Consider the following 26,552-nt stretch of genomic DNA (forward strand, 5'->3'; position numbering starts at 1 on the left):
GTAATAGGCCCGTGATCGGGAAGTTTTATTTGAGGAGTAAAAAATGAGTGAACAATACCATTTACCGGTAATGCTAAAGGAATGTGTGGAGGCGATGGAGATCGATCCACAAGGGAATTATGTGGACGTTACTTTTGGTGGCGGAGGCCATAGCAAGGAAATTTTAAAAAGTATTAACGGGGGTAAGCTGTTCTCTTTTGATCAGGATGATGATGCCGCAAAAAATGCAGCGGAAATCGAGCATGATGGCTTTAATTTTATTCCGGCTAACTTCCGCCATTTGGTGCGCTACCTGAAAATGTACCGGGTAAATGGTCAGGTGGATGCTATCCTGGCTGATTTGGGGATTTCTTCTCACCAAATTGATGAGCCCAGCCGTGGCTTCTCTACCCGTTTTGATGCACGACTGGATATGCGGATGAATCAGTCGCAGGAGCTTTCCGCCTGGGAAGTAGTGAATGAATATGAAGCAGCAGACTTGCATAAAATCCTGGGAATGTATGGAGAGGTTCGCAATGCCAAAACGGTGGCCAATGCCATTGTATCTGAGCGTACGGCTAAGCCTATCGATACCATAGAAGAATTTAAAACTTTATTGAAAAACTTCGCGCCCAGGGGTAAGGAGAATAAATATTTTGCTCAGGTTTTTCAGGCTATTCGCATTGAGGTGAATGAAGAACTGAAGGTGCTGGAAGAATTTTTGGAGCAGTCGGCAGAGGTTTTACGTCCGGGTGGCCGATTGGTGGTGATGTCTTATCACTCACTGGAAGATCGGTTGGTAAAGAATTTTATTCAGAAGGGAAAATTTCATGGGCCGGTGGAAAAGGATTTGTTTGGGAATGATATTAAACCTCTGGATCCGGTGAACCGCAAGCCTATAGTGGCAGAAGCAGAAGAAGTACAGCAAAACCCACGTGCCCGCAGTGCGAAATTGCGCATTGCTGTTAAACGTTAATCTACTGAATGAGAGAAAATACTTTTAGAAACCCAACCAAACCTAAAGTCTCCCGTCCGAGAGTAGCCACCAAAGGGCAGCGTAAGAAAAAGAAAGGCTTGTTCACCATGGTGGAGCGGCTTTTTGAGCGTTCGTATCTGGGACGGAAAGGGATTGATCTGCAGTTGCTGAAACCATGGCTAATGATCATGGTTTTGGGGATTGTTTATATCTTCAATAGTCATTATGCCGAGAAAACTTCTCGCAAGATTGACAAGCTGCAAAAGGAAGTGCGTGACTTGCGTTCGCAGTACACGACCCTGAAGTATTCCTATATGTATTCCAGTAAACAGTCGGAAGTAGCCAAGAAGGTGCAGCAATTGGGTTTGGAGGAAAGTGAAGTGCCACCCTTTAAAATCATTGTGAAAGAGAAGTGAAAAATATAAAACAATCCATATTGCGCCGCCTGCTGATGGTGATGTTCCTGATGGTATTGTTTGGGGGCGTAATCATTGCCAGGGTTTATACCATTCAGCAGTGGGAAGATGATCGCTGGGATAAAATTAAATTATCAGAGCAGCAGATTCATCAGGAAATTCCTGCCACCAGAGGGAATATTTATTCAGACAACGGCAGCCTGTTGGCTACTTCTGTGCCTTTTTATGGGCTGGCCATGGATCCTACGGTGGCGAGCAATGAAGTTTTTAATGCTGGTATAGATTCCCTGTCTATACTGTTGGCTAAAAAGTTTAAAAAGCGATCCCGGTGGGATTATAAAAGGCAGTTGGTGAATGCCCGCAAAAAGGGCAAGCGATATGTGCGTTTGTCTAAACCCAATATCAATCACTTAAGCCGGAAGGAAATGGAAACCTGGCCGATATTTCGTGAAGGGCAATATCGGGGCGGTGTGATTTTCGAAACGGTTAAACGCCGTTATCTGCCTTTTGAAACCATGGCTAAGCGTACCATTGGCTATGTGAATGAAAATGGTCAGGGGGCAGGGTTGGAATTAAGCTACGACAAAGTTTTAAGCGGAAAGCCGGGCGAGGGAACTTACCGTAAGGTGGCTGGAGGGAATTGGCGCCTGATTCATGATGAGACCGAAATTTCCCCGGTGCACGGAGATGATATTGAAACCACCATTGACGTCAACATTCAGGATGTTACCGAGGCAGCGCTTAAGCGGAGACTGGAACAGACAAAATCTGAATGGGGTTGTGCCATTGTGATGGAAACGGCCACCGGGCAGGTGAAAGCAATCTCCAACTTTGCTCAAAACTCAGACGGAAGTTTCTCCGAATCCTACAATTATGCCGTGGGTAAGCAGGGTACAAGGGAGCCTGGCTCTACCTTTAAACTGGCATCCATGATTGCATTATTGGAGGAGAAACAGTTAAATCCGGAAGATACCATTGATACCGGAGATGGGCAATATCAATATGCGGATAATGCCATCATGCGTGATGCCAAGATTGGAGGCTATGGTAATTTAACCATACAGGAAGTCTTTGAGCATTCGTCCAATATTGGGATTTCACGTTTGGTAGATCGGGTGTTTGGAATCAATGAAAAGCGTTTCATAAGTCATCTGGAGGATATGGGCATCATGGATCCCCTGGGCTTCCAGTTGGTGGGATATGGAGAGCCTTATTTTAAAGCCCCGGGACATGAGGATTGGTCAGGAACGACCTTGCCCTGGATGTCCATTGGCTATGAATTGCAGATTACGCCTTTACAGACCTTGACTTTGTACAATGCCGTGGCCAATGGGGGGACGATGGTACGGCCCTATTTGGTGCAGCGCATCGTGCAAGGGGGGCGGGTGATTAAGGAAAATGAGCCGCAGATCATTCGTAAAAGTATTTGCTCTCAAGAAACCCTGGAGAAAGTACAATCCATGTTAGAAGGGGTGGTATCCAGAGGGACTGCGCGTAATATTCGCAATGCGCACTATGGTATCGCGGGTAAAACCGGGACCGCAAGGATTTTAGAAAAAGGGCGTTACGTCAGGAAATATTACACTAGTTTTGCGGGTTATTTCCCGGCAGATCATCCAAAGTACAGCTGTATCGTTGTGCTAAATGACCCCAAAGGGGTAAATCTTTACGGAGCAGATGTGGCGGCACCGGTATTCAAGGAGATCGCAGATAAGATTTATGCCACGGATTTAGAAATTCATCAACCATTGGAGTTGATGGCTATGCCCGAGCATGACCGGTTTCCCGTTATTCGCGCTGGCCTGGAGACTGATCTGAAACTACTTTGCGAAGATCATTTCCAATTGCCTTTGGTGGATGAGTCCGATGGAGCAGGCCAATGGGTGCGCTCGCTGCGCATAGAAGATTCGGTGCATTTTCGCACTAATCCGGTAGTGAAAGGGCGTGTGCCGGATGTTCGGGGCATGACCCTTCGAGATGCGATTTACCTTTTGGAAAATCAAAAATATGTGGTCACCTTCAAGGGCGAGGGCCGGGTGGTGAGCCAGAGTAGAACGCCGGGGCAGAAAGTGTCGCCGGGGAGTCAGATTCAACTTCAACTTAGTTGGTAATGAAATTACAAGAATTATTGGTGGACGTTGCCACCATCAAAACTATAGGGACAGTGGATCGGGAAGTCGGACAAATTCAGTTCGATTCCAGAAAGTTGTCTGCAGGCGATGTTTTTATTGCCCAAAAAGGTACACAGGTAGATGGTCACCGTTTTATTCCGATGGCGGAAGAAGCTGGCGTGGCGGCCATTGTTTGCGAAGATTTGCCCAAGGAAAGAAAGGACGGTATTACTTACCTTCAGGTGGAGAGTGCCTCCAAAGCTCTTGGGTTGATGGCTTGTGCCTTTTATGGTCATCCTTCGCGTGAATTAAAATTGGTGGGGGTTACCGGTACCAATGGCAAGACGACTACGGTGACCCTGCTTTATGATTTGTTCCGCCGCCTGGCTTACTCCACTGGTATGCTGAGCACGGTAGTGAATAAAATCAATGAAGCCGAAATTACTGCTACCCATACAACCGGGGATGCTTTACAGATCAATCAGCTCTTGCGGAAGATGGCAGACGCAGGGGTGCAGTATTGTTTTATGGAAGCGAGCTCTCATGCGATACATCAACATCGTATTGCCGGTTTGGATTTTGATGGGGGCGTATTTACCAATATCACCCACGATCATTTAGATTATCACCAAACCTTCAAAGACTATATTTTTGCGAAGAAGATGCTCTTTGATCAGCTGCCGGCACATGCCTTTGCATTGGTAAATGCAGATGATAAACGTGGGCCGGTAATGCTGCAAAATTGCAAGGCTAAGCATTATACCTATGCGCTGAGAGGGCTATCTGATTTTCCTGCCAAAATAGTAAGTAATGGTTTTCATGGCCTCGAGATTGAAGTAGAAGGGCAGCCGGTATTTTTCCGTCTGATTGGCGCTTTTAATGCTTATAATTTGATGGTCGCTTATGTGGTGGCCAGTATTTTTGAAATTCCGAAGGAAGATGTCCTGCTGGAACTTTCCGCTCTGACAGGTGCTCCCGGACGGTTTGAGTTGGTGCCCAATGCCCTGAGAAAAGTTGCCATTGTGGATTATGCGCATACACCCGATGCCCTGGAGAATGTTTTGAAAACCATTCAGGAGATTCGCCAGCAAGGGCAGCAAATGATTACGGTGGTTGGCTGTGGGGGTGATCGTGATAAGACCAAGCGCCCGAAAATGGCCCATATTGCCGCAAAGCTTTCTGATAAAGTGATTCTGACGGCGGATAATCCGCGCTCGGAGGATCCGCAGGTTATTTTGCAGGAAATGGCCGAGGGCCTGGAGATTACTCAGCGCGCCAAGGTATTACAAATTCTGGATCGAAAGGAAGCGATTCGCACGGCCAATATGTTGGCGGAACAAAAAGATATTATTTTGGTGGCCGGAAAGGGCCATGAAACTTATCAGGAGATTCAGGGCGTCCGTCACCATTTCGATGACCGAGAGGTGATCCGGGAAATTTTGGTGTAATGGCCATGACTCGCGGCTTTTGCAGTGAATATTTACATCACCGGAAAGGCTGCTGAGAGAAGCTTGGCCAAAGCCATTTGACGTTAATTATTAATTTAAAGATTTATAACCCGATTATTCGGCATGTTTTATTATTTGTTTGACTTTCTAGACCGTGAATTTGACTTAGTCGGCGCGGGATTGTTTTCCTTCATTACTTTTCGTGCGGCAGCCGCCATGTTTGTTTCCCTTTTGATTTCTATCACCTTTGGGAAAAGAATTATCGATAAGCTGAGGTCTTTACAAATAGGGGAGACCGTTCGTGATTTAGGTTTGGAGGGTCAGAATGAAAAAGCCGGTACGCCTACCATGGGGGGATCATCATCCTTTCTTCTGTTCTGATTCCGGTGCTGCTTTTTGCCAAGCTGGAAAATATTTACATCATCTTGTTGGTGGTGACTACCGTATGGTTGGGGCTGATCGGCTTTCTGGATGATTATATTAAAGTATTTCGCAAAAATAAAGAAGGCCTTGCGGGGCGCTTCAAGCTAGTCGGACAAGTGGGCATCGGCCTGATTGTCGGATTGACGCTTTTCTTCCATCCGGATGTACAGGTGCGCCAGTATTATGATGATGCCGGTAAGCCCGTGACTACCTATACGGAGAATTATGAAAATATTAAATCTACCAAAACCACTGTTCCTTTTGTGAAGAGCAATGATATCGAGTATTCGGATCTTTTGCCTTTTCTTCCTAAAAGTTTCGAATGGTTGATTTACGTTTTGGTGATTACCTTTATCATCACTGCCGTATCCAATGGTGCTAACCTTACCGATGGAATTGATGGGCTCGCCGCGGGAACCTCGGCCATATCCTCCACCACGTTGGCCATCTTTGCCTACCTGTCGGGGAATGTCATTTTTTCTAATTACCTGAATATCATGTATATACCGCATTCGGGGGAGTTGGTAGTATTTCTGGCAGCTTTCACCGGAGCTTGTATCGGTTTTCTATGGTATAATGCCTATCCGGCGCAGGTCTTCATGGGCGATACCGGCTCGCTGGCCATTGGGGGGATTATTGCCGTACTGGCCATTGCGATTAGAAAAGAATTTTTAATCCCGATTATCTGCGCCGTCTTTCTGATTGAGAATATGTCAGTGGTCATGCAGGTGAGTTATTTTAAATACACCAAGAAGAAATTCGGGGAAGGCCGAAGGATTTTCCTGATGTCTCCCTTGCATCATCATTACCAAAAGAAAGGGATTCGCGAAGCAAAAATTGTGATGCGCTTTTTTATTGTGGCGATTTTATTTGCCCTGGTTTCACTGGCTGTTTTGAAAGTTCGATAGTATGAAAAAAGTGGTTGTTTTAGGTGGGGGTGAAAGCGGCATTGGTGCTGCCCTGCTGGCCAAGGCTAAAGGTTTCGAAGTTTTTCTTTCTGATCGGGGAGCTATTTCAGAAGACCGGAAAGCAGAATTGATTGCTGCCGAAATTGCTTTTGAAGAGGGGCAGCATACGGAGGATCGAATACTGGATGCAACCATAGTGGTGAAAAGTCCGGGGATTCCGGATCACCTGCCGTTGATTCAGCAGTTTCACCAGCAAGGAACGCCGGTGGTAAGTGAACTGGAATTTGCTTATCCATTTTCCAATGCCAGATTTTTGGCTATCACCGGTACCAATGGTAAAACCACCACAACCATGCTGGCCTATCACCTGTTAAAATCCGCAGGTAAAAAGGTGGGTTTGGCCGGCAACGTGGGTTTTTCACTGGCTCGTCAGGTAATGGAGGAAGAGGCCGATTGGTATGTGTTAGAGGTGAGTAGTTTTCAGCTGGATGGAATGTATGACTTTGCAGCTGATGCCGCGGTCATCACCAATATTACACCGGACCATTTGGATCGTTATCATAACTCCATGGATGATTACATTGCCTCAAAAATGCGCATTGCTCAAAATATGGGGGCGATGAATCCCCTGATTTACCTGGGGAATGATGCCAATATTCGCAAGGGGCTGGCCTCTATTTCGGTAAAGCAACAATTGCCTTTTGGATTGAAAGAGGATGGCATGAATCAAGCCTTCATGGACGGAGATTGGTTGAAGATTCCAATGGCGGATTTTGAGGTGAATGTGAAGGGCCTGCCCTTGAAAGGCCCGCACAATTTTCAGAATATGATGGCCGCAATTCTGCTTGCTCAACATGCCGGGCTTAACAGGGAGGAGATTGTGCATGGCCTGCAAACTTTCCAAAATGTCGAGCACCGCTTGGAGTTTGTAGCAGAAATTGACGGCGTAAAGTATTATAATGACTCCAAAGCCACCAATGTGGATGCGGTGCGTTATGCGCTGGATAGTTTTGAGGCGCCCATTGTCTGGGTGGCCGGGGGCAAAGATAAGGGGAATGATTATCAGGAGCTGGAGCCATTAATGCCCAATGTAAAAGCTTTGGTGTGCCTGGGGGCGGATAACGAAAAGCTGTTAAATTATTATAATGGAAAGTTTCCGCTGGCGGATACACATTCGGTGGCAGATTGTCTGCTAGCCTGTCGGTCTATGGCAGAAGCGGGAGATGTAGTTTTGCTTTCCCCGGCCTGTGCAAGCTTTGATTTATTTAATAGTTATGAGCACCGCGGAGATTTGTTTAAAGCCGAGGTGTTGAAATATAAAAAATAATATAGTCAGGGGTAGCGCGCTTTTCATGTCGAGAATTTTTCTTCTTAAGCCTTATCAAACCATCAGCCCAACATGAGTAATTTTAAAAATTCAATTCGCCGTTTATTTTTCCTGGATAGCTACAAACTTGAAGGAGATAACTATATCTGGGGTTGTGTGCTTTTTTGGACATTGCTCAGTATTCTGGGGGTTTATAGTGCTACGGGTACTTTGGCCTTCAAGAAACTCAATGGGGATACGGAATATTATCTGATTTCTCATGGAGCCAAGTTCATGTTGGGATTAGGGATGATGTACCTTTTTCATAAATTTGATTATCGCTGGTTTTTCAAAACCAATAAGCTGATTTATGGCCTTTGCGTGGCTTTCTTGGTATTTGGGGTGTTTTACGGTTCTTCTTTGAATCAGGCGCAGCGTTGGGTAAATATTTTGGGCTTTACCTTACAGCCTGCTGACTTGGCCAAAATGGGTTTGATGATTATTCTGGCTACCCAAATTTCCAAGGACCAAAACCGTTTTAAAGATTCCTGGTTCCCCTTTATTAAAATGGTGATCACCATTTCCATCCCTTGTGGAATCATTATGCTATCTGATATTTCCACAGGATTACTCTTGATGTTAAACTCCCTCGTATTGATGGTGGTGGGGCGTGTGCCCATGAAGCAGTTGTTATTAACGGGCCTGATTGTGGTTATTTTAGGGGGTGTTGCGGGGGCTTTCATGGGTTCTCGTGTGGGGACAGCGATGTCCCGCCTGGAAAGTTTTGCGAATTCAATTGATGATATTTCCTCGCTTTCCTATCAATCCAAGCAAGGATTAATTGCCATTGGAAATGCAGGATTTCAGGGCCTGGGTCCCGGAAATAGTGAACAGAAAAACTTCTTACCTCACCCTTATTCGGATTTTATTTTTGCCATTATCGTGGAAGAGTATGGACTGGCCGGTGGAATATTGGTTATTCTCTTTTATATGGTGTTTCTCTGGCGATCTTTTGCCCTGATCGCCTATACCCAGCAGCCGTTTGGAGGGCTGCTTTCGGCAGGCCTTGCCTTCGGGATCGTGATGCAGGCCATGGTGAATATGGGGGTAACGGTTGGGATTTTGCCCGTGACCGGTTTGCCTTTGCCCATGATCAGTATGGGGGGATCTTCTTTATTGTTTGTCGGAGCATCGATCGGATTATTCAGAGTGTGGCCCGCGGATCCAAGAATCCGGACTTTGAAGCGCATATGGAAGAGGTGGAGGAAGAGGAAGTTCCGGTAGTCAAAAAAGGGAATCGTTTCAATGTACCTTTGGGATAAAAGAAAGATTTATATCCAAATAGCGAAATTTTTACTAATCTCATTAATTTAAGGCGTCATTTTATGATGCCTTTTTTGTGCAAAATGGCTACATTACTGCGATTTTGAATGCGATGATTTGAATATCAACAATAATTCAGAAGAAGATTTTTAATGATAAAAATTGCATAAACTTTATGGCGCAATCTCAAATAATTAATCGGGTGATTATCAGTGGGGGAGGTACCGGTGGGCATATATATCCCGCTATTGCTATTGCCAATGAAATCAAAAACCGAAATCCAAAGGTAGAAATTCTCTTTGTGGGAGCGGAAGGAAAAATGGAAATGACCAAAGTTCCGGAGGCAGGATACCCCATAGAAGGACTTTGGATCAGTGGGATTCAGCGCCGATTGACCTTAGATAATCTGGCATTTCCTTTAAAGCTGATCAGCTCGCTATGGAAAGCCCGAAAGATTATTAAAAGTTTTAAGCCGGATTTGGCCATAGGAGTTGGTGGCTACGCTTCCGGCCCTTTGTTGAAAATGGCCAGCCGTATGGGTATTCCTACTTTGATTCAGGAGCAAAATGCTTTTGCAGGACTGACGAATAAGTGGTTGGCTGATCAGGTGGATAAAGTTTGTGTAGCTACTCCGGGCATGGACAAATTCTTTCCCAAAGAAAAGATAGTCATTACGGGGAATCCGGTACGTTCCGACATTATTGGAGCGAATAGTAAAAGGGCGGAAGGCTTAGCGCATTTTGGCTTGGATAGTGACAAGCCGGTGTTGTTGGTGTTAGGCGGATCCCTGGGAGCAAGAACCATTAACGATACCATGCTGCAGGATGTTGAAAAATATTTAGCAGCAGGCGTACAGGTTTTGTGGCAGATCGGGAAGTTTTATTATAAAGAAGTAAGCTCTTCGCTAGAGGCAAAAGGATTGCAGGATGTGCATCCGCATGAGTTTATCAAGGCCATGGATCTGGCTTATTCCGTGGCGGATGTCGTTATTTCCCGCGCGGGAGCGCTATCAGTATCCGAACTGTGTTTGGTGGGGAAACCAACTGTTTTTGTACCTTCACCCAATGTGGCGGAGGATCATCAAACCAAGAATGCTTTACAATTGGTAGAGGCCGATGCGGCCTTGATGGTAAAAGATGTAGAGGCAAAAAGTAAGTTAGCGGAAGTTACCCTGGACTTGTTCCAGAATGAGACTTTGCGCTCAAAACTTTCCAATGCCATTTTGCAACAGGCCAGGCCAGATGCTGCGGCAGAGATTGTAAATGAAGCAGAGCAATTAGTTTAGGTTTTTATTAATGAAATTCATGGAAGGACAGGATTTCCATACTGTATATTTTATTGGCATAGGGGGCATTGGCATGAGTAATCTTGCCCGTTATTTTCATCAGAGAGGGGCGAAGGTGTCTGGTTATGATAAAACGCCTAGCCCTTTGACGCGCAAATTAGAGCAAGAGGGAATGCCCGTGTATTATGAGGAAGATATCGCCCATATTCCGCAGGACATCAAAAATAAAAAAGCAGGCACTTTGGTAGTGTATACGCCGGCCATTCCTAAGGAGCATCAGGAGCTGGTCTTTTTAAAATCGGCAGGGGTAGCGCTGTTTAAGCGATCAGAAGTTTTAGGCTTGTTATCGAGGAATTTATATACTATTGGGGTAGCGGGTACACATGGGAAAACTTCTACCTCGACGATGTTGGCGCATTTGCTGCATCATGGTGGGAAAGATACGGCCGCATTCTTGGGGGGATCAGTGTAAATTTTGATTCCAACCTTTTGGTGAATGCTTCCTCCAATGCACTTTGTGTGGTGGAGGCGGATGAATTTGATCGTTCCTTCCATCGGCTTTCTCCCAGAGAAGCCATTATCACTTCCGCCGGGGCAGATCATTTAGATATTTATGGCACGCATGAGGCTTTGTTGCAGGCTTTTCGGGAATATATCGATAAACTTCCTGCGGGTGGTAATCTAATTATTCAGGAAGAGATTGCGAATTTGGCGGACCACCGAACCGATATTTCCATAATTACTTATGGTATTGATAGCGGTATGGCACAGGCGCAGGATATTCGGGCGGATCAGGGTGCTTTTCTTTTTAATTATAAGTCAGAAGACTGTTTTATTCAAGATTTAAAGCTTTATGTGCCAGGTTTTCATAATGTAGAAAATATGGTAGCGGCCATTACTATTGCTCGCGGACATGGCCTCTCTGATGCGGCTATTAAAAAGGCAGTGGCCGATTTTCAGGGCGTGAAAAGGCGTTTCGAATATATTGTAAAGCAGGAGGACAGGATTTATATCGATGATTATGCACATCATCCGGAAGAAATTGAAGCTTGTCTTAAATCCGTAAGGGCATTATTTCCGGATAAAAAGTTATCCATTGCTTTCCAGCCCCACCTTTTTAGCAGAACGCAGGATTTTATGGAAGATTTTGGAAAAGCTTTGGGCTTGGCAGATGAGGTGTTTTTGTTGGACATTTACCCTGCCAGGGAGTTGCCTATTCCGGGAGTAAGCGCTGAGGTATTATTGGAGAAGATCCCCGCAAAATCCAAAACGCTTTTATCTAAAGAAGGGCTATTGGAACGAATTAAGCAGGATTTGCCACATTTGTTCCTGACCCTTGGCGCAGGGGATATTGATCGCCTGATTCCGGAAATTAAAGCGATTTTGCAAGCTGAACAGGCTAATTAATTGACTAGGATAAGGTTAAATGAAGGGGTATGGACTATTTCAGAAAAAATATTTTTTTTCTCAGATTGTTCTCTTTCATCTTTATATAAATTCCTGTTATATTTTGGGGTAGAATACTTTATTTAGGGTATTTTTCGTTCATTTAATAAAAATTTACTAGTAAGAATCCGATGAAAGGTCGAGTGAAATTAAAAATGGTTCCCAAAATAATCCTATCCGTTGTGGTGCTGGTTTTGGGATATATTTTAGTTTACGCCAGGCCAGTCAACCGTCCGATAAATGAGGTGGATATTTTTATTCACCGAAATTACGATCAGTTTTTTTTGGATGAGGAAGAAGTAAGGAAACTGATGAGTGATAAGGGGCGTACTCAATTGGAGGGCGCTTTAAGTGGGGAGTTGGAATTGAAATTATTGGAAGATCGCATCAAGGAACATGCTTTCGTGAAGTCTTCTGTGGTGAGCAGAAATATGGATGGGAGCATTTTTGTTGAAGTAGAGCAAAAAGAATTGATGGCGAGACTTATTCGGGAATCTGCAAAGGATGCCTATGTGAGTGAAGACAAAGAGTTGTTGGGGGTGTCGGATGTTTTTACAGCCAGAGTACTTTTGGTTAGAGGAGATTTTGCAGACCGGATGATCATTCAACAGCATGATACACTACCTGAAAGAGATAGTTTATTATACCTGATTGAATCGATTCATCAGAACCCTTTTTTGAGGGCTCAAATTGCCGAACTCAATGTGGATCAGGGAGGTAGCGTTGTGATGCATCCACAGGTCGGGCGAGAAAAAATAATTTTCGGAGCAGCTACAGATATTGATGAGAAACTTCGAAAGTTAAAGGCGTATTATGATTATGTAATTCCCGCAAAAGGATGGGGTATATATGATCAAATCAATTTGAAATATAAGGATCAAATTATTTGTGAATAATTGATTTGTTTTATTAATTATAAGGTGAGTGCCTTATTTGATGCTTGAGAATCTATTGCAAGGAAATTCCTTGTTGAAATATATGCGGTAAATGGAAGGAAAAGAAAAAATAGTTGTTGGACTAGATATTGGGACCACCAAGATTTGCGCCGTTGTCGGGCGTAAAGACAAGAACGAGAAGCTGGAAGTTCTTGGGGTGGGAAAAGCAGTATCGGACGGAGTGGTCAGAGGGATTGTCAGTAATTTGGATAGGACCACTGAGGCGATTGAAAAAGCCATTTCTGAGGCGTCTCAGGCCTCCAATGTCAATATTTCCGTCGTGAATGTGGGCATTGCTGGCCAGCATATTAACAGTAGTTTTCAGCACGGTTCCATCACCCGTGAGAATAGTGATGAGGTGATTTCTGTAGAAGATGTAGAAAATCTTCAGAATGACATGTACCGCTTGGTGGTACAGCCGGGTTGTGAGATTATTCACGCCATGCCACAAAGTTATACCGTGGATCATAATGAATCCGTGGTTGATCCTGTGGGCATGACCGGAATTAAATTGGAGGGGGACTTTCATATTATTACCGCACAGTCCACCGCCATTAAAAACATCAACAAATGTGTCGATCAGGCCGGACTTTCCCGAGGAGAGTTGATTCTGGAGCCTTTGGCTTCGGCGATGGCCGTTTTAAGCTCTGAAGAGAAAGAAGCAGGGGTTTGCCTTGTGGATATTGGAGGAGGAACCACTGACATTGCCATTTTCCATGATAGCATTATCCGCCATACCGCAGTAATTCCTTTAGGCGGGAATATTATCACGGATGATATCAAGCAGGGTTGTCAGGTGATGACACAACAGGCGGAAGCCTTGAAAATGAAATTTGGTTCCGCCCTTTCGGATGAAGCTTCTGATCAGGAAGTCGTTTCGATTCCGGGCTTGCGTGATCGTGCTCCAAAGGAAATTTCCGTAAAGAATCTGTCTTACATTATTGAAGCCAGAATGGAGGAAATTGTGGAGCTGATCCATATGCATATTTTAAATAGTGGTTATGCTAAAAAACTGTCAGCAGGTATAGTGATCACCGGTGGTGGGGCATTGCTGAGCAATTTGAAACCACTGGTAGAATTGATGACGGGCCTTGAGGTACGCATCGGTTATCCGAATGAGTATTTGGGCAGAAGTCAGACGGAAGAGGTCAAGAGTCCTATCTTTGCCACTGCCGTTGGCTTGGTGTTGACCGGCTTCCGCGCTTTGGATGATCGTCAGGATCGATATGAGCGCATCAGAAGTAAAAAGTCCCATCAGCCGATCATGAGTACTACCGATAATCCGGTGTCCTCGGTGACGGAAACCTCCGTTCGCGAAAGGAGGGAGCCTCAAACCCCTCCAAGAGCAACAACACCTTCTGGCGCTGCTAAATCGGCCCCAAAAGCTGAAGAAGCTCCCAGGGAAGAAGGAGGGACCATTTTTAAGAAAATTTTCAATCAGGTGAGAACCTTCTTGGTCGAAGACGAAGATGTCTAAACACCTTTAATGAATTATTGAGCAATAAGCCGTCTAATACGGATAAAGATATACAGATAATATGAGTGACACGTCTTACACTTTCGATATTCCAGTTGATAAGTCCTCCATCATTAAGGTGATTGGAGTAGGTGGCGGAGGAGGAAACGCCGTAAAGTATATGTACAATCTTGGAATCAACGATGTTGATTTTGTGGTTTGTAATACCGATGCGCAGGCCCTGAAGAACAATCCCGTGCCCAAAAAATTACAGATCGGGGTAAACCTTACCGCTGGTTTGGGGGCTGGAGCGAAGCCTGAGCGTGGCCGTGAGGCTGCTCAGGAAAATAAAGAGGAAATCCGTGAGTTGTTGGGAGAGCATACCAAAATGGTATTTATCACCGCAGGAATGGGTGGAGGTACCGGTACCGGAGCTGCTCCTGTAATTGCGCAGGTAGCTCGCGAGATGGATATTTTGACCGTCGGAATAGTGACTTTTCCTTTTGGCTTTGAAGGCCGTTCCAAGCAAAGACGTGCACTGGAAGGAATTGAGGAATTAAAGGAATATTGCGATACGGTGATCGTTATATTGAACGATAAACTGAAAGACATTTATTCCAATATGAAAGTTCGCGAGGCTTTTGCCAAAGCGGATGAGATTTTGACCACTGCGGCCAAATCTATTGCGGAAATTATTTCTGTTCATGCGGAAGTCAATGTCGATTTTGAAGATGTGAAAACCGTCATGAAAGATTCTCGTGCTTCTGTGATGGGATCTGCGGAAGTACATGGAGAAGATCGTGCAATCAGAGCGGCAGAGGCTGCCATTGCTTCCCCATTGTTGAACAACCGGGATATCCGCGGCGCCAAGCGCATTTTGCTTTCGATTATGTCCGGAGAGGATGCGGAATTGGATATGCAGGAATTGGCCGATATTACTGAATTTATTCAGGAAAGAGCCGGAGAGGATGCCGAGGATGTTATCTGGGGGCATGGTGTAGTGCCGGAGCTAGGTGAAAAGATTCGTGTTACGGTTATCGCCACGGGATTTGAGGATAAGGAAGGAGAAGACGATTCCGATAACAATGAAACTCAACTTCTGGAGGCCAAAAAAAAAATTATTGATGTAGATAGCGGTAAAACCATCCGTACGGAAAGTATTGCTAGTCAGGTAAATGCCGTTCAGGAGGAAAATACGCCGGTTCCAACGGAGCCGGTAGCGCATGAAACGGTGATTAAAGCCAACCCTTTGCCGACTACGGAATCAGTGAAGGTTGCGCCGGTTTCGGAGCCAACGGTTGCTCCGGATAGAGAGTCCCAAGCCACCTCCGAGCCAATAGAAATGGAGATCTCAGTGAAGGATCCGGTGAATGATTTCTCTAATCCGGGAGACTATGGCATTCCTCCGGTACCTGCGGATGATGAACATGAAAATAATGGCGTGGTGACTTATGATCTCCGTGATGATGAGAAAACCATTGAAGGTAAACGTCATGACATCAGTGTTCCTGATGAAGAGGAAATTCGCAAAAAGCGAAGAGCTCTGGAGGAGGAACGCCAGAGGCGAGAGCGTGAAATGTATGGCCATCGTCCGGTAGAGGATGAGGAAGATTATAAAGAAATGATTTCTCAGCCGGCTTACTTAAGGAGAAAGAAACCTTTAAATGAGGTGAAGCCTTCTTCAGAAGAAAATGCCTCTCGCTTTCAGGTAAGCCCGAACAATAAGCTTTTAGGAAATAACCGATTTCTACATGACAATGTAGATTAAATAAAAAACGGCGACCCCATCAGGTCGCCGTTTTTCGTCTTGTCGTTTGAGGATGCGCTTTTACCACATATAACCTAGTTTGATTCCAAATACCAGCCAAACAGGAGATTCCTGTACATAATAATCATTCGGAAGCGTATGGTGTTCATAATTATTTACCTCTTCATTAGCACTGATATTCACTTTCCGAAATTCTAATCCCGTATCAATCCCCAGTTCAAATTTTTCCGAAAGCCGGAATTGATAGCCGGTATTCAAACTGAAGCCATAAGTGAAAAGCGTTTGTTGATAATCCTTCTCGATGCTGTAAAGGTATTGGTTGTCTTTTCTTACTTCCAGAAATCCATTTCTTTTAAAATCAAAATAGCGGGCTGCTAATCCCATGCCGAAATAATATCGGTAGTTTTGATGTCGCGTTCTCTGGTAATATTTGTATACCATATTTAAGCCATAACCATTCATGTATTGGTAATCCTCAACATCATGGAGCGCGGTATTTGGCGTGTTTTCCGTGAAGTAGAGTTCCGTCTGCAGGGCGTTTTTTTCATTATAGGGATGCTCATAGGCAATAGCGTATTCAGGCTTATTGAGTATGGCCCTGTAGGCATCAATTCGAATCGCCCTGGGATGATATTCCGGGTAGTGCTTTTGGTATTTATAGTAAGGGGTATGGTCTTGTGCAAATAGTATTCCTGGTATCACAAGGAAGAAAAGTGTTAAGTATTTCATGATGAAAGCATGTTTGGAGATGGAGAATTTTTGAAGCTGTTCCGTAGTGTTTTTTTTTATTTTGCTACCACAAATAGCCCAAGCTTACGCTAAAGACCAGCCAAGCGGGTTCTGTAATGGAGTGGTAATCTTTGGGGATATCAGAGATAAATTTTTTTGTCGCGTAATTTTCGACCTCATTATCATAGAGGCGGGCCCTTCTGAATTCTACTCCCCAATCGATCCCGACCTCTAGTTTTTTTGTAAAGCGGTATAGGTAACCATTGTGGAGACTGAAGCCATAGGACAGATGACGTTGTTCAAAATCTTTAGGTTCAGAATGTGAATACATGCTATTTTCATCATAAATCAACACCTCTCCGGTTTTTTGAAAGTAGTAGTGTTTCGCTGCAAGACCAAAGCCGAGATAATAGCGGTAGTTTCGGTGTCGGGTTTTCTGATAGTATTTATATACTAGGCGGAGGCCATAGCCCTTCATCTCATTATAGTCGCTTAACTCCTCCTTTTTCTGTTGGTGGCTGGTGACGAAAAAATCTGTTTGCAGCGCATTACGTTCTTTGATCGGTTGTTCATAAGACAGCTCATATGCCGGTGGTTGTCGCAGGAATACCTCAAAAAGGTCTAAGCGAATCGCATGTGGAAGGTATGCAGGTAAATATTTTTTGTCCTTTATTTTATAAATGTAGTTCTGGGTGGAGTCATTTTCTGTCATTTCATTTTGCGCCCATAATATACTGGGTAGAAACAGCAGGAGCAGGGTGATGTATTTCATAACAATTTTGTAGGCTAGCATTAATAAATGTTGGGGCAGGGGGAGGGACTTTTCCATTCGTCTGGCTTTTACCACAAATAGCCAAGAGAGATCCCGAAAGCTACCCATACAGGCTCGGTGAGTGAACGGTAATCATCGGGCATTTGATTATAATTCCTTCCCTGTATGAACTGATAGTTTTCCGCCTCATTATCATAGAGGTGGAGTTGATGAAGTTCAATACTCCAGTCGATCCCCAGTTCCAACCTTTTTGAAAGGCGGAACAGGTATCCGTTATTCAGGCTGATCCCATACGATAAATAGCGTTGCTTAAAGTGCTTCAGCTCACCACTCAGAAATTCCGTGTATGGGGCTATTTTGACTTCTCCGGATTTATGAAAAGTGTAATGTTTGGTGAAAAGTCCGGCTCCGAGATAGTAGCGGTAATTTCGGTGTCGGCTTTTGTGATAGCGTTTATAGAAAAGCTTCAGTCCGTAACTATTCACCAGGTCGTATTGGTACTCCTGATTGGAAGGGTCTTGCTGATGTCTGCCAAAGAATAAGTCCGTTTGCAAGGCTGATCGCTTTCCAAAAGAATTTTCATAAGAGAGCTGATAGGCAGGCTGCCTAGCGACCGCTTTGAAAAGGTCAAACCGAAGGGCATGGTGTGGTCTATCAGGGAGTTGTTTTGAGGGTTTGTATTTCACCATAATGATGGTCGCCGGAATAGAATCGTTTTCCGGGATTTCACTTTGCGCTATTAAAAGGCCGGGTATAAATAACAGAAGAATACAGAGGTGTTTCACTATAATGATCGATTAAAAAATGAAAGGATGGCCGGTAGGTTTTTCGTATTTTGCCAGGGTTAGATTACCAGAGATAAGCCATCCTGATGCCTAAGATCAAACTTACCTGCGACGAAAGGAATTCGTAATCATTAGGTACTCTGCGGGTTTCAAAATATATAAACTCATTATCTATTCCGCCATTCTTATAGATATTGAGCCTTTTAAATTCTAGCCCCCAGTCTACTCCCAGCTCCAGCTTTTGAGAAATACGGAATTGGTAGCCATTATTTACCGTAAATCCATAAGTAAAGCAGCTTTGCTCGAAGGCTTTAGTATTATAATAAATATATCCGTCGTTATCCGTAATACTAATGTCTCCGGTTCTTTGGAAAAAATAGTGCTTAGCTGCCAGCCCAAGGCCGAAATAATACCGGTAATTGTCGTGTCTGGTTTTTTGATAGTATTTATAAGTCAGGTTAAGGCCATAGCCATTCATGTAATTAAAGTCCATGTCATATTGCCTTCTGTAGGCAGGGTCAGGTCCCTGGTTTTCAGTATAAAAAATATCCGTTTGAAGTGCATTTCGAGTCCCTAAGGGATGTTCATACGAAATTTCATAAACGGGTCGTTCCATGAAGGCCTTATAAAGATCAATGCGAATAGCATGAGGTAGCTCGGTCGGAAAAATTTTTATTCTGGTTTCAATGCTATCATTAGGCTGTTGATATTGTTTTGGCTTAATGTCATTTTGCGCATGTGAAAGGCAAGGGACAAATAAAAGGAGAAAGGTGATGATTTTCATTGAGGTGATGGCCGCTTTAGGCCTTGTATCTATTGAATTTGGCTGATTAATTTGATGTTTTGCTGATCGCGATAGCTATACTGGACAATGCCGTCATTACCGATAATGACCAGGGTTTGATTATGAGGGATTAAATCAAAGGCATGGATATCCTGAAAACTTTGGAGGAGCACAGGGTCAATGGGATCACTAATATCAAAGACTTTAAGCCCCCAGTTCCCTTCGCAGATAAAAAGGAGGTCATTATCAATACCAAGACCATGTGGGTTTTCCAGTGGAATAGTTTTGACGAGCGTAGGCCGTTGGATGTCTTCCAGATTGATAATGTCCAGTTGGTTCACCTCATTCCAGCAGGCATTGCCCGCTCTAAGGGTTGAATAGGCATAAGGAAATTGGACAACAACAGGGTCGCAGGAGCGAATGTGATCAAATTCTGAAATTTTGTTCAGGTGGTTGCCGGCACTAATGTCATAAATTAAAACACCTGTTGAAGTTCCAATAAAAAGATAATCCTCTGTGGGGAAGAGGGTCTCCATCTCTCGGCTAATATTTTTCGATTTATTGAATTCCAGCGTTCCATTATCCTGATGAATGGTGTAGGAGGATAATTTGCCCATAGGTGGATTGAGCATGAACAGGTAGTCTGAGGAAATGGCGAATTGCGCCATGGAACCATTTATTCCTGTTGATGAATTGGGTCCCATATCGCTATTTTCATTACAGGCCGCTATCCATACACCAAGGCAAAGAATCAAAAGTAGGTTTAGTGTCTTTTTCATGGTGTTTATCTTTTACATTTTGTGGAGGTAGCCTTTGATTCTTTCCATCCGATAATCTCGCCCTTGCTTTCATCCGGACAGACTATTTTCAAACCAGGAGGGAGTTCATCATATACATTGTGTGGAAATTGGTCCGAAAGGCGTTGAACCTCCTCCACGGTGGATTGCTCAAAATTAATTTTCAATACAACCAAATCACTGAGGTGTTTGGCATATATAAAATCATTTTTGATGGAAAAGCCGTTGATTGCGGCAATAGGTAGGAATCCAATTTTTTGTGGATTTTCGGGATTTTCATTATTGATAATGTGTATCCCTATTCCGCTTTCGGCAATCATGAGGTAGTGTTGATAAATCGTCACCTGTCCGGCAGACTCAATAGCTCTTTTTTTAGCTAGTTGTGTTGGGATTTCTGTGGTTTCCGCATAGATGGGCTCATAAATCTTATTCAGGTCAAAGCGGGTGTTTCCAGGTGGGAGAGGATCAACACAACAGTCGTCCCCTATGCAGGACCATAGACTGAGGTTGATGGTCAATAAAAAAAAGAGTCTTTTCATTAGTGTAGGTTTTTATTCAATGTACTACATTAATGAAAGACTCAATATGACAAATGTCTTATTTTATATCAAATAAGTGTTAAAAGACCACTTATTGTCCCTGATTGGTGCTTTCAAAAATTTTGTCTGCAGACTGGGCGACAAAACCTGAGTATAGTTTCCCCTCTTCAGTAGGGTAGCGATAGGCAAATTCATAGTAACAGGCCGGAATGGCATGTTTGCCGTCTGTAAATTCCACTTCTACAGTGTCGGCAAGGGTGGAGGATTGCTCTAACAAGACATCTTTGGAACCTTTTATTTCACCACCGGAAGTATTTAATTTAAAGTCTAATCGTTTGATATAATCATTCATGCCTATCAGGCTATGGATGCTTTTTAGGTGGTTGACAAAAACGGTGAAATGGTTAGGCCGGAAGCCGTGTGCGGCCATCCAGCCGGCATATTCACTTTCTTCTAATAATTTCAGATAAGTGGAATAATCGAGCTTCCAGGGGCGTCCTATATTCACAAAATCATATCGCTCATTCATGCCCTCAGGAATTTGATCCAAAAGTTCGCGCACCGTTTGGTTCAATGCCGGGGAGAATTCTTCCAGCTTTAATTCAGAAATAAATATTTTGGGCATCAGTGGATCCAGATGTTCAAAGTGTTTAGCATATAGCTTTTTTGCTTTGAATTCATATTCTCCTTTTTCCTTATAGCCCCCCTCGATAAATGGCTTTTTCAATACCTCAATATTTACCCGGGGGTCATTATAAGTCCGAAGAGCAATATGATCATTGACCACCTTATCCTCCTGTTCTAATAAGCTATTGTATATTTTTCTGACCTGGGGGTTCATGTGGGAATAATCTTTCCACATTTGAGCTAATAACGCATCAAGATTCTGTGCTTGCATGGGAACTGGGTTTATTGTTGATGTATAGAATTTAACAATAGCCCGCCGAAATAAGAAAAAAATAACAATATTTATCTTCCGCCTTCGGTTATTAATAAAGCGGTGGTCTCAAAAGTAAATTTTGCTTTTCCAGCCGGATTAAGCCTAATAAATCCTGCTTTAGCTGCAAGGCGGTATAATGGAGGAATTTTTCCAAATTCTTTTTTTTCAAGGAAGCAGATGAATGAGGAGAAAGCATTTTGTCCAAATTGGGGCTATTATAATTTAAAGAAAATAAGCTCTAAGAAGCTGAAGATAAGTCACTTGTGATTGATAAATGTAGCGGTGAGTAATTCGGCTTAAGAATCGCTTATTTGAAAACGAGCTTCTGGGAGGTTACCTGCATCTTAAAAAAAAGAGGCTGTCTCATCAACTGAGACAGCCTCTTTTCTTAATCCGAATGATGTATGCTTCTATCCTTCTTTAGCTGCATGGTGGTAAATGAAGGAATTTTCCTTATATCGTTTTTTTACAACATAGCAGATGAGTGAAACGCTAGCCTGCTCCAATTCAACTATTTCAAATCCAGAAACAATTCCCTCTGTGCCTGAAGATAAGGCCCGGTCCTTGGTCTGGATGGTTGAATCTTGCGCTGCATAATCCGGCTTATTCTGATAGAAAATCACTTCTTTTGGCTAGCAACGCTTTTGCCCGCCTCTTTTCGATGAGCACAATCTGTTCATCGTTTAGAAGGCCAGCCAGCATTTTTTCCCCCTTAGCTGTGGGGAAAAGCTTGAGTTCTCCATTGTGTTCTTTTCGGATGTCATCAATGGTGATAATGGCCATCGGTTGGCTTGCAATCAGGCTGTCTAATTCTTTAACCTGCCCGCGATCCAAATACTGATCTACCTGTAAATAGGCAAATTGACTTAAGTATTGATTGAGCAATTTTTGATCTCCCTCCGGCAATCCCTCGATCTCCCATTTTATACTATTGGAGGTGATTTCAAAATTGTCTTCCGGATGTCCGGGATATTGTAATTGCAGGCTTTTCAAAGATCTTGGGCTGGATTCGAAAATCGCTCGCTTTCGCCAATCATTTGGCAATACTTCGAAAATACCGGTCACATAGCTGTTGTAACCCGGTAGGTGTACAATGGCCGGGACATCATCCTCTTTTTGAAAATAAGAAAGCGTTTTGGCCGGATTTCCTACAGTTATAAATTCGGAGCTGCCCTCACTGCTGGTAACTTTTACTTTTATGCCATTTTCGGTCAATAATCGATAAACCGATTCTTGCTCTCGTTTCGGCACCCGGCGTTTCACCTCCATTTGGTTGAGGATGCTGAGCATAACATCAATCATACCGCTTTCTGCCGGTAGCTCGTTGACAAGCCAGCCGTTTTTTTGGCGGTTTAATAAAGTCACCTCCTGTTGGTTGGTGATCTCAATGCTGCGAATAGCGGCGGTGTCCGCTATGGTAAAGGCGTTCAGGTCCGTAAATTTTTGGCGGTCGCTAAAGTCTACCGAGATTGAAACGACAAACCAAACCAGCAGTCCAATTAATATAATGAGCAGTTGTGTGTTGGTTCTCATAATGTTAGAATTTGGCAAATCGTTGCTGGCGAATAAAATACCAGGCAATTCCAAAAATTAAGATCAATAGGACAGGCAATCCGATGTTTAATACCTGCCAGAATAGCTTTTCTTCCAGTACTTTGACTTTGTCTAGCGGGCGGATTTTTACACTTTTATTTCTGGCGATGATAATGCCGTTTTCGTCCAAAAGGTAATTCAAGGTATTCCGCACAAAGTCTGCATTGGCAAAATCCTGTCGGCTGAAGGGATCAACTCCTAAAGCGACCGGTTCTCCGCTTTGCGGGTTTACTTCGTTGATCAGTATGTCAGCATCCCCCACAACCACAATGGCATTGTGGGCACTTTCTTTTTTGAAATTTACCTGATCTGCGAAAGCTGGCAGGAATCGATTTTTATAAATAGATTGAAAATTTCCTTCCAGTAAGTAGGCAATCGGAATAGGTCCCTGATTAAACTTCTGAGGGTCTATTTGCCCTCTCATATTGGTAAGCTCTATTAAGACCGGCGCCGTTACCTTCCGGGAATAGGGCGATGAATACATTAAGGCTGTTTTTTGTACGCCTTTGACTTTTACGGTGTCCAGAGGTGAAACATATGCCGTTTTAACCGCATCCAGATTATTCACCATCGGATTTTTACCGAAAACATTAATCAGGGGATAATAAGGGAAAGGCATCAGTTGAATTTGAGGCTGATCCCCCATATTGCCAGTGACAATCGGGTAGGTGCCCGCATTTAAATCCTGAATGATATTGGGCTGCACCTTCACGCCCCATTTAAATAGAAGGTCCGCCACTCCTAAATCTTTTTGAAGCGCAAAGGCAGAGCCATCTGTTCTTAAGCTATCGGTATTGATCTCGAAACTTTCTCCAAAAACCAATAGCTTCCCACCGCGCATCACAAACTGGTCTATGATGTACTGTTCCCGATCGCTAAAATGTTGCTGGGGACGGATCATCATCAGAGCATGGTAATTCGAAAGTTCTGACATATTTTTGATGAAGGTCAGATCATAATCATCCTTTAGTGCCTGTTGAAGTCCGTCTAATGCCTTATTTTTGATTTTCCGGTCTCCATTATAAATCGCTACTTTTTTTCGCTCAATATTAGTGAGCTTTTTGATAGCAGAGATTAATTCATATTCCACACCCTCCACAGATTGGTTCAATCGCTCCTGGGGTGGTGCCGATTTATTCCCCTTAAAAAGCATGACTCCCATGTCCTGGCCTCCATAGGAAACAATGGCGCCCGGGAAGATCATCTTTTCAATTTTTTTGCCGTTTTCAGTGGCGTGAATATTGGTAGGCTGTATGCCTAAATCTGCCAAATACTGGTAATATTGATTGCGGGCCTTGCTATTTTTGGCCAGAGAAGGATCTGTGAATTTGTATTGAATTTTATCGCCGGCATAGGAGCGGAAAACCTCCAACGTCTCGTGAATGCTTCGGTTGAGCCTTTTGAATCCTGCCGGAAAATCTCCCTCCAGCTGGATGTCGATGTAGACCACATCATCCAGATCTGTCAGGATGTTTTTAGTGGCCTCACTCAGGGTATATCTTTTTTCCTCGGTTAAATCCACCTGAAAAAAGTAGTCGCTTACCAATAAATTGAGGTTAATGGCCAGCATCAACACAATCAGTGAGATCAGAATATCCCTTACTTTTAGGCTGTGAAATTTTTCTTTCATTTTTACCATTTTCTACTGGAAATACTCATTCGGGTAAATTGCAGTGCGACCACCATCACCGAGCCAAAATAAAACAAATCGCGGGAGTCAATTAAACCTTTGCTCATGCTTTCATAGTGAGATAAAATTCCCAACTGGTTGATGAGCGGGGAGTAATCACTCCAAATATTGATATTGCTAATGGAATCAAAGCCAGAGTACATCATGAAGCAGAGGAAAATGGCCGTAATGAAAGCGATAATCTGATTTTCGCTTAAAGAGGAGGCTAAAATACCAATAGCGGTAAAAATACCTGATAACAGGATTAGCCCGAAATAACTCCCCACTATGGCGGCAGAATCAATATTGCCCACCGGGGAAGCTAATTGAATTAAAGAAAAACAATAAATCAGGGTGGGGATGAGCGAAATGATGACCAAGAACCAGGCTGCCAGAAATTTCCCCACAATGATTTGTATATCACTGATCGGTTTGGTGAGCAGGAGTTCCAGGGTGCCCGTTTTTTTCTCCTCTGCAAAAGTACGCATACAGATTGCAGGAATTAGAAACATCAATACATAGGGACCCAGATTAAAAAGGGAGCTTAATTCGGCATAGCCATAATCAATAACATTGGTTTCGGGAAAAACCCAAACAATCAGCCCGGTAACGACTAAGAATACCCCCATCACCACATATGCGATGAGTGAGTTTAAGAAATTCTTAACTTCTTTAGAAAATATATGTAGCATTTCAAATTGCTATTGGATTCAATTATTTATTTAAGAGGTTAACTCCTGGAATGCTTTTTCAATAGACCATTGCTCCCGGCTTAATTCAATTAAAGGGATGTTGTTTTGAGCAGCAGCCTGGAAGATAAAATAACGAAGGTCTTGTTGCCCTGTGGCTACAATTCTGTATTTCAGTGCCCCAATTTCTTCCACAGCCTCAACGCCTTCAAGGTCCAAAATCGGCTTTAAGTCCGCCTCAAACTGAATTTCTAATAAAATATGCTGTTTTTCCAGTTTGTATTTTAAGTCATTAATAGGGTGATCTGTAATGATATTGCCCTGATCAATAATGATTACCCGATCGCAGAGGGCTTGTACCTCCTGCATGATATGAGAAGAAAAAATAACCGTTTTATTTTTACCCACCTCTTTGATCAATTGACGTATTTCTACCAATTGATTGGGATCCAGTCCGGTAGTAGGTTCATCCAAAATCAAAACCTCCGGGTCGTGAATAAAAGCTTGTGCTAATCCGACCCTTTGCTTATACCCTTTGGAAAGCTGTCCAATTTTTTTGTTTTGCTCCCTTTCTAAACCACACATCTCCACCACTTTGGAAACCCGCTTGGCCAGAAATGAACCTCTCAAGCCCTGGACTTTACCCGCAAAACGGAGGTATTCGTGCACGTACATGTCCAGGTATAGCGGATTGTTTTCCGGTAAATATCCCACTTTAGCTCGAGCCTGTAAAGGATTTTCCGTCACATCAATCCCACAAATCTCCACCGTTCCGGAAGAAGGACTTAAATAGCCTGTAGAAATTTTCATGGTGGTGGATTTACCCGCCCCATTAGGCCCCAGAAATCCCAGGATTTCTCCCGGGTGGGCTTCGAACGATATTTGGTTCACGGCTTTTTGTTCGCCGTATATTTTGCAGAGATTGTTGATTTTTACAGACACACTAAAATGAATTATCCTTGCTGCAATAATGGCATAAATTCATTGAATTTTCAATTTTGAAAGCCGCAGCTGCCGGATTATTTCCAATTTTTAGCCCGAACTATTCACCGCTATCTTTAGAAGATCGCCTTAAAGGACTTATTTCCACTTCAATAAGATTGTATTTAGGGCTTTGATAATAGCCCAAATTTTAGGCAAGCAGGCTTTCCCCTCCTTCATCTGCTTCGTTGGAAAAACTCAAAATAGGGGACTATTCCTTCATTTTTCCCACCTGGTAGCACAACGAGGATTTAGAGGTTGTGTAAAAGCCAAAATTCGCAGCGAAAATTTGATTATTGCAGAAGCGATAGCCGATTATTTTGAGAGAATAGCATCGCTATTGTTAAGAAATTAACCTAAACCGCTTTCAAAATCTCGAATTGGCAGCCGGATGGTGTGCTTTTAAAAACGCTCTTAAGCAGGAATAATCTGGTTGAGGACAGGGTCTCTTATTTTTGACCTCCACTCTCTAAATATGTTTTAAAGTGGTCCGT

General features: G+C 43.4%; 23 protein-coding genes and 1 pseudogene. 13 read left to right on the forward strand and 11 right to left on the reverse strand.

The window, feature by feature from the left end; genetic code table 11:
* The first annotated feature begins 43 nt into the window (after positions 1 to 43).
* The 13 genes and pseudogenes from rsmH to ftsZ all read left to right on the forward strand — a co-directional run bounded on the left by rsmH (position 44) and on the right by ftsZ (position 15,780).
* On the forward strand, positions 44 to 955 hold the full coding sequence (gene rsmH / locus NG22_RS03455) for a 16S rRNA (cytosine(1402)-N(4))-methyltransferase RsmH (protein WP_053404429.1): 912 nt from the start codon (positions 44 to 46) through the stop codon (positions 953 to 955).
* An 8-nt stretch (positions 956 to 963) separates the two neighbouring features.
* Positions 964 to 1,371: an FtsL-like putative cell division protein gene (locus NG22_RS03460; protein WP_053404430.1), complete on the forward strand. Its 408-nt coding sequence runs from the start codon at positions 964 to 966 to the stop codon at positions 1,369 to 1,371.
* Positions 1,368 to 3,482, forward strand: a complete 2,115-nt coding sequence (locus tag NG22_RS03465) for a penicillin-binding protein (RefSeq protein ID WP_367379217.1) — start codon at positions 1,368 to 1,370, stop codon at positions 3,480 to 3,482. Before NG22_RS03460 ends, NG22_RS03465 begins: the two co-directional genes overlap by 4 nt.
* Positions 3,482 to 4,930 (forward strand): UDP-N-acetylmuramoyl-L-alanyl-D-glutamate--2,6-diaminopimelate ligase, encoded by a 1,449-nt coding sequence (locus tag NG22_RS03470; RefSeq protein WP_053404431.1) that lies wholly within the window; start codon positions 3,482 to 3,484, stop codon positions 4,928 to 4,930. Before NG22_RS03465 ends, NG22_RS03470 begins: the two co-directional genes overlap by 1 nt.
* Before the next feature lie 123 nt (positions 4,931 to 5,053).
* Positions 5,054 to 6,261: pseudogene (mraY, locus tag NG22_RS03475) on the forward strand (phospho-N-acetylmuramoyl-pentapeptide-transferase).
* 1 nt (position 6,262) lies between these two features.
* Complete coding sequence (murD, locus tag NG22_RS03480) at positions 6,263 to 7,588, forward strand: UDP-N-acetylmuramoyl-L-alanine--D-glutamate ligase (RefSeq protein WP_053404432.1); 1,326 nt, start codon at positions 6,263 to 6,265, stop codon at positions 7,586 to 7,588.
* A gap of 72 nt (positions 7,589 to 7,660) precedes the next feature.
* The gene (locus NG22_RS03485) at positions 7,661 to 8,851 is read left to right on the forward strand and encodes an FtsW/RodA/SpoVE family cell cycle protein (protein ID WP_053404433.1); all 1,191 of its coding nucleotides are present in this window, start codon (positions 7,661 to 7,663) and stop codon (positions 8,849 to 8,851) included.
* Between the two features lie 214 nt (positions 8,852 to 9,065).
* Entirely contained in the window at positions 9,066 to 10,175 is a 1,110-nt protein-coding gene (gene murG / locus NG22_RS03490; protein WP_053404434.1) for an undecaprenyldiphospho-muramoylpentapeptide beta-N-acetylglucosaminyltransferase, read from the forward strand.
* Positions 10,176 to 10,185: 10 nt separating this feature from the next.
* Entirely contained in the window at positions 10,186 to 10,647 is a 462-nt protein-coding gene (locus tag NG22_RS18265) for a Mur ligase domain-containing protein (protein WP_367379218.1), read from the forward strand.
* A gap of 20 nt (positions 10,648 to 10,667) precedes the next feature.
* Entirely contained in the window at positions 10,668 to 11,582 is a 915-nt protein-coding gene (gene murC, locus NG22_RS03495; RefSeq protein WP_367379219.1) for a UDP-N-acetylmuramate--L-alanine ligase, read from the forward strand.
* Between the two features lie 194 nt (positions 11,583 to 11,776).
* Entirely contained in the window at positions 11,777 to 12,517 is a 741-nt protein-coding gene (locus NG22_RS03500) for a cell division protein FtsQ/DivIB (protein ID WP_157600845.1), read from the forward strand.
* Positions 12,518 to 12,608: 91 nt separating this feature from the next.
* Positions 12,609 to 14,033: a cell division protein FtsA gene (ftsA, locus tag NG22_RS03505; RefSeq protein WP_053404436.1), complete on the forward strand. Its 1,425-nt coding sequence runs from the start codon at positions 12,609 to 12,611 to the stop codon at positions 14,031 to 14,033.
* 61 nt (positions 14,034 to 14,094) lie between these two features.
* Positions 14,095 to 15,780, forward strand: a complete 1,686-nt coding sequence (gene ftsZ / locus NG22_RS03510) for a cell division protein FtsZ (RefSeq protein ID WP_053404437.1) — start codon at positions 14,095 to 14,097, stop codon at positions 15,778 to 15,780.
* Positions 15,781 to 15,840: 60 nt separating this feature from the next.
* Here ftsZ and NG22_RS03515 read toward each other — a convergent pair whose 3' ends face one another.
* The 11 genes from NG22_RS03515 to gldA all read right to left on the reverse strand — a co-directional run bounded on the left by NG22_RS03515 (position 15,841) and on the right by gldA (position 26,019).
* Positions 15,841 to 16,509 (reverse strand): hypothetical protein, encoded by a 669-nt coding sequence (locus NG22_RS03515; protein WP_053404438.1) that lies wholly within the window; start codon positions 16,507 to 16,509, stop codon positions 15,841 to 15,843.
* Positions 16,510 to 16,573: 64 nt separating this feature from the next.
* Positions 16,574 to 17,281 carry a hypothetical protein gene (locus tag NG22_RS03520; RefSeq protein WP_157600846.1) on the reverse strand — a complete coding sequence of 236 codons (708 nt, stop codon included), beginning with the start codon at positions 17,279 to 17,281 and terminating at the stop codon, positions 16,574 to 16,576.
* Positions 17,282 to 17,349: 68 nt separating this feature from the next.
* On the reverse strand, positions 17,350 to 18,066 hold the full coding sequence (locus NG22_RS03525) for a hypothetical protein (RefSeq protein ID WP_053404440.1): 717 nt from the start codon (positions 18,064 to 18,066) through the stop codon (positions 17,350 to 17,352).
* A gap of 64 nt (positions 18,067 to 18,130) precedes the next feature.
* A complete protein-coding gene (locus tag NG22_RS03530; RefSeq protein WP_053404441.1) occupies positions 18,131 to 18,850 on the reverse strand; it encodes a hypothetical protein in 720 nt (239 codons plus the stop codon).
* A 29-nt stretch (positions 18,851 to 18,879) separates the two neighbouring features.
* Positions 18,880 to 19,629, reverse strand: a complete 750-nt coding sequence (locus tag NG22_RS03535) for a hypothetical protein (protein WP_053404442.1) — start codon at positions 19,627 to 19,629, stop codon at positions 18,880 to 18,882.
* Between the two features lie 5 nt (positions 19,630 to 19,634).
* Positions 19,635 to 20,186 (reverse strand): hypothetical protein, encoded by a 552-nt coding sequence (locus NG22_RS03540; RefSeq protein ID WP_053404443.1) that lies wholly within the window; start codon positions 20,184 to 20,186, stop codon positions 19,635 to 19,637.
* A 91-nt stretch (positions 20,187 to 20,277) separates the two neighbouring features.
* Positions 20,278 to 21,084, reverse strand: a complete 807-nt coding sequence (locus tag NG22_RS03545) for a DUF1338 domain-containing protein (protein ID WP_053404444.1) — start codon at positions 21,082 to 21,084, stop codon at positions 20,278 to 20,280.
* A 645-nt stretch (positions 21,085 to 21,729) separates the two neighbouring features.
* Positions 21,730 to 22,659: a DUF4340 domain-containing protein gene (locus NG22_RS03555; RefSeq protein WP_053404446.1), complete on the reverse strand. Its 930-nt coding sequence runs from the start codon at positions 22,657 to 22,659 to the stop codon at positions 21,730 to 21,732.
* A gap of 4 nt (positions 22,660 to 22,663) precedes the next feature.
* On the reverse strand, positions 22,664 to 24,349 hold the full coding sequence (gldG, locus tag NG22_RS03560; protein ID WP_172674311.1) for a gliding motility-associated ABC transporter substrate-binding protein GldG: 1,686 nt from the start codon (positions 24,347 to 24,349) through the stop codon (positions 22,664 to 22,666).
* Between the two features lie 2 nt (positions 24,350 to 24,351).
* Positions 24,352 to 25,080, reverse strand: a complete 729-nt coding sequence (gene gldF / locus NG22_RS03565) for a gliding motility-associated ABC transporter permease subunit GldF (RefSeq protein WP_053404448.1) — start codon at positions 25,078 to 25,080, stop codon at positions 24,352 to 24,354.
* Positions 25,081 to 25,110: 30 nt separating this feature from the next.
* Complete coding sequence (gene gldA / locus NG22_RS03570; RefSeq protein ID WP_053404449.1) at positions 25,111 to 26,019, reverse strand: gliding motility-associated ABC transporter ATP-binding subunit GldA; 909 nt, start codon at positions 26,017 to 26,019, stop codon at positions 25,111 to 25,113.
* Positions 26,020 to 26,552 lie beyond the last annotated feature (533 nt).

The organism is Persicobacter sp. CCB-QB2, from assembly GCF_001274635.1.
GTDB lineage: Bacteria > Bacteroidota > Bacteroidia > Cytophagales > Cyclobacteriaceae > Persicobacter > Persicobacter diffluens.

What these genes read in the sequence shown, in the direction of transcription:
- gldG (WP_172674311.1), bottom strand. Translation starts at nt 24,349, where the DNA reads ATGAAAGAAAAATTTCACAGCCTAAAAGTAAGGGATATTCTGATCTCA.
- NG22_RS03545 (WP_053404444.1), bottom strand. Translation starts at nt 21,084, where the DNA reads ATGCAAGCACAGAATCTTGATGCGTTATTAGCTCAAATGTGGAAAGAT.
- NG22_RS03470 (WP_053404431.1), top strand. Translation starts at nt 3,482, where the DNA reads ATGAAATTACAAGAATTATTGGTGGACGTTGCCACCATCAAAACTATA.
- NG22_RS18265 (WP_367379218.1), top strand. Translation starts at nt 10,186, where the DNA reads ATGAAATTCATGGAAGGACAGGATTTCCATACTGTATATTTTATTGGC.
- NG22_RS03515 (WP_053404438.1), bottom strand. Translation starts at nt 16,509, where the DNA reads ATGAAATACTTAACACTTTTCTTCCTTGTGATACCAGGAATACTATTT.
- NG22_RS03555 (WP_053404446.1), bottom strand. Translation starts at nt 22,659, where the DNA reads ATGAGAACCAACACACAACTGCTCATTATATTAATTGGACTGCTGGTT.
- NG22_RS03500 (WP_157600845.1), top strand. Translation starts at nt 11,777, where the DNA reads ATGGTTCCCAAAATAATCCTATCCGTTGTGGTGCTGGTTTTGGGATAT.
- ftsA (WP_053404436.1), top strand. Translation starts at nt 12,609, where the DNA reads ATGGAAGGAAAAGAAAAAATAGTTGTTGGACTAGATATTGGGACCACC.
- ftsZ (WP_053404437.1), top strand. Translation starts at nt 14,095, where the DNA reads ATGAGTGACACGTCTTACACTTTCGATATTCCAGTTGATAAGTCCTCC.
- NG22_RS03485 (WP_053404433.1), top strand. Translation starts at nt 7,661, where the DNA reads ATGAGTAATTTTAAAAATTCAATTCGCCGTTTATTTTTCCTGGATAGC.
- NG22_RS03460 (WP_053404430.1), top strand. Translation starts at nt 964, where the DNA reads ATGAGAGAAAATACTTTTAGAAACCCAACCAAACCTAAAGTCTCCCGT.
- murG (WP_053404434.1), top strand. Translation starts at nt 9,066, where the DNA reads ATGGCGCAATCTCAAATAATTAATCGGGTGATTATCAGTGGGGGAGGT.
- NG22_RS03540 (WP_053404443.1), bottom strand. Translation starts at nt 20,186, where the DNA reads ATGAAAAGACTCTTTTTTTTATTGACCATCAACCTCAGTCTATGGTCC.
- rsmH (WP_053404429.1), top strand. Translation starts at nt 44, where the DNA reads ATGAGTGAACAATACCATTTACCGGTAATGCTAAAGGAATGTGTGGAG.
- NG22_RS03520 (WP_157600846.1), bottom strand. Translation starts at nt 17,281, where the DNA reads ATGAAATACATCACCCTGCTCCTGCTGTTTCTACCCAGTATATTATGG.
- NG22_RS03530 (WP_053404441.1), bottom strand. Translation starts at nt 18,850, where the DNA reads ATGAAAATCATCACCTTTCTCCTTTTATTTGTCCCTTGCCTTTCACAT.
- gldF (WP_053404448.1), bottom strand. Translation starts at nt 25,080, where the DNA reads ATGCTACATATATTTTCTAAAGAAGTTAAGAATTTCTTAAACTCACTC.
- murD (WP_053404432.1), top strand. Translation starts at nt 6,263, where the DNA reads ATGAAAAAAGTGGTTGTTTTAGGTGGGGGTGAAAGCGGCATTGGTGCT.
- NG22_RS03535 (WP_053404442.1), bottom strand. Translation starts at nt 19,629, where the DNA reads ATGAAAAAGACACTAAACCTACTTTTGATTCTTTGCCTTGGTGTATGG.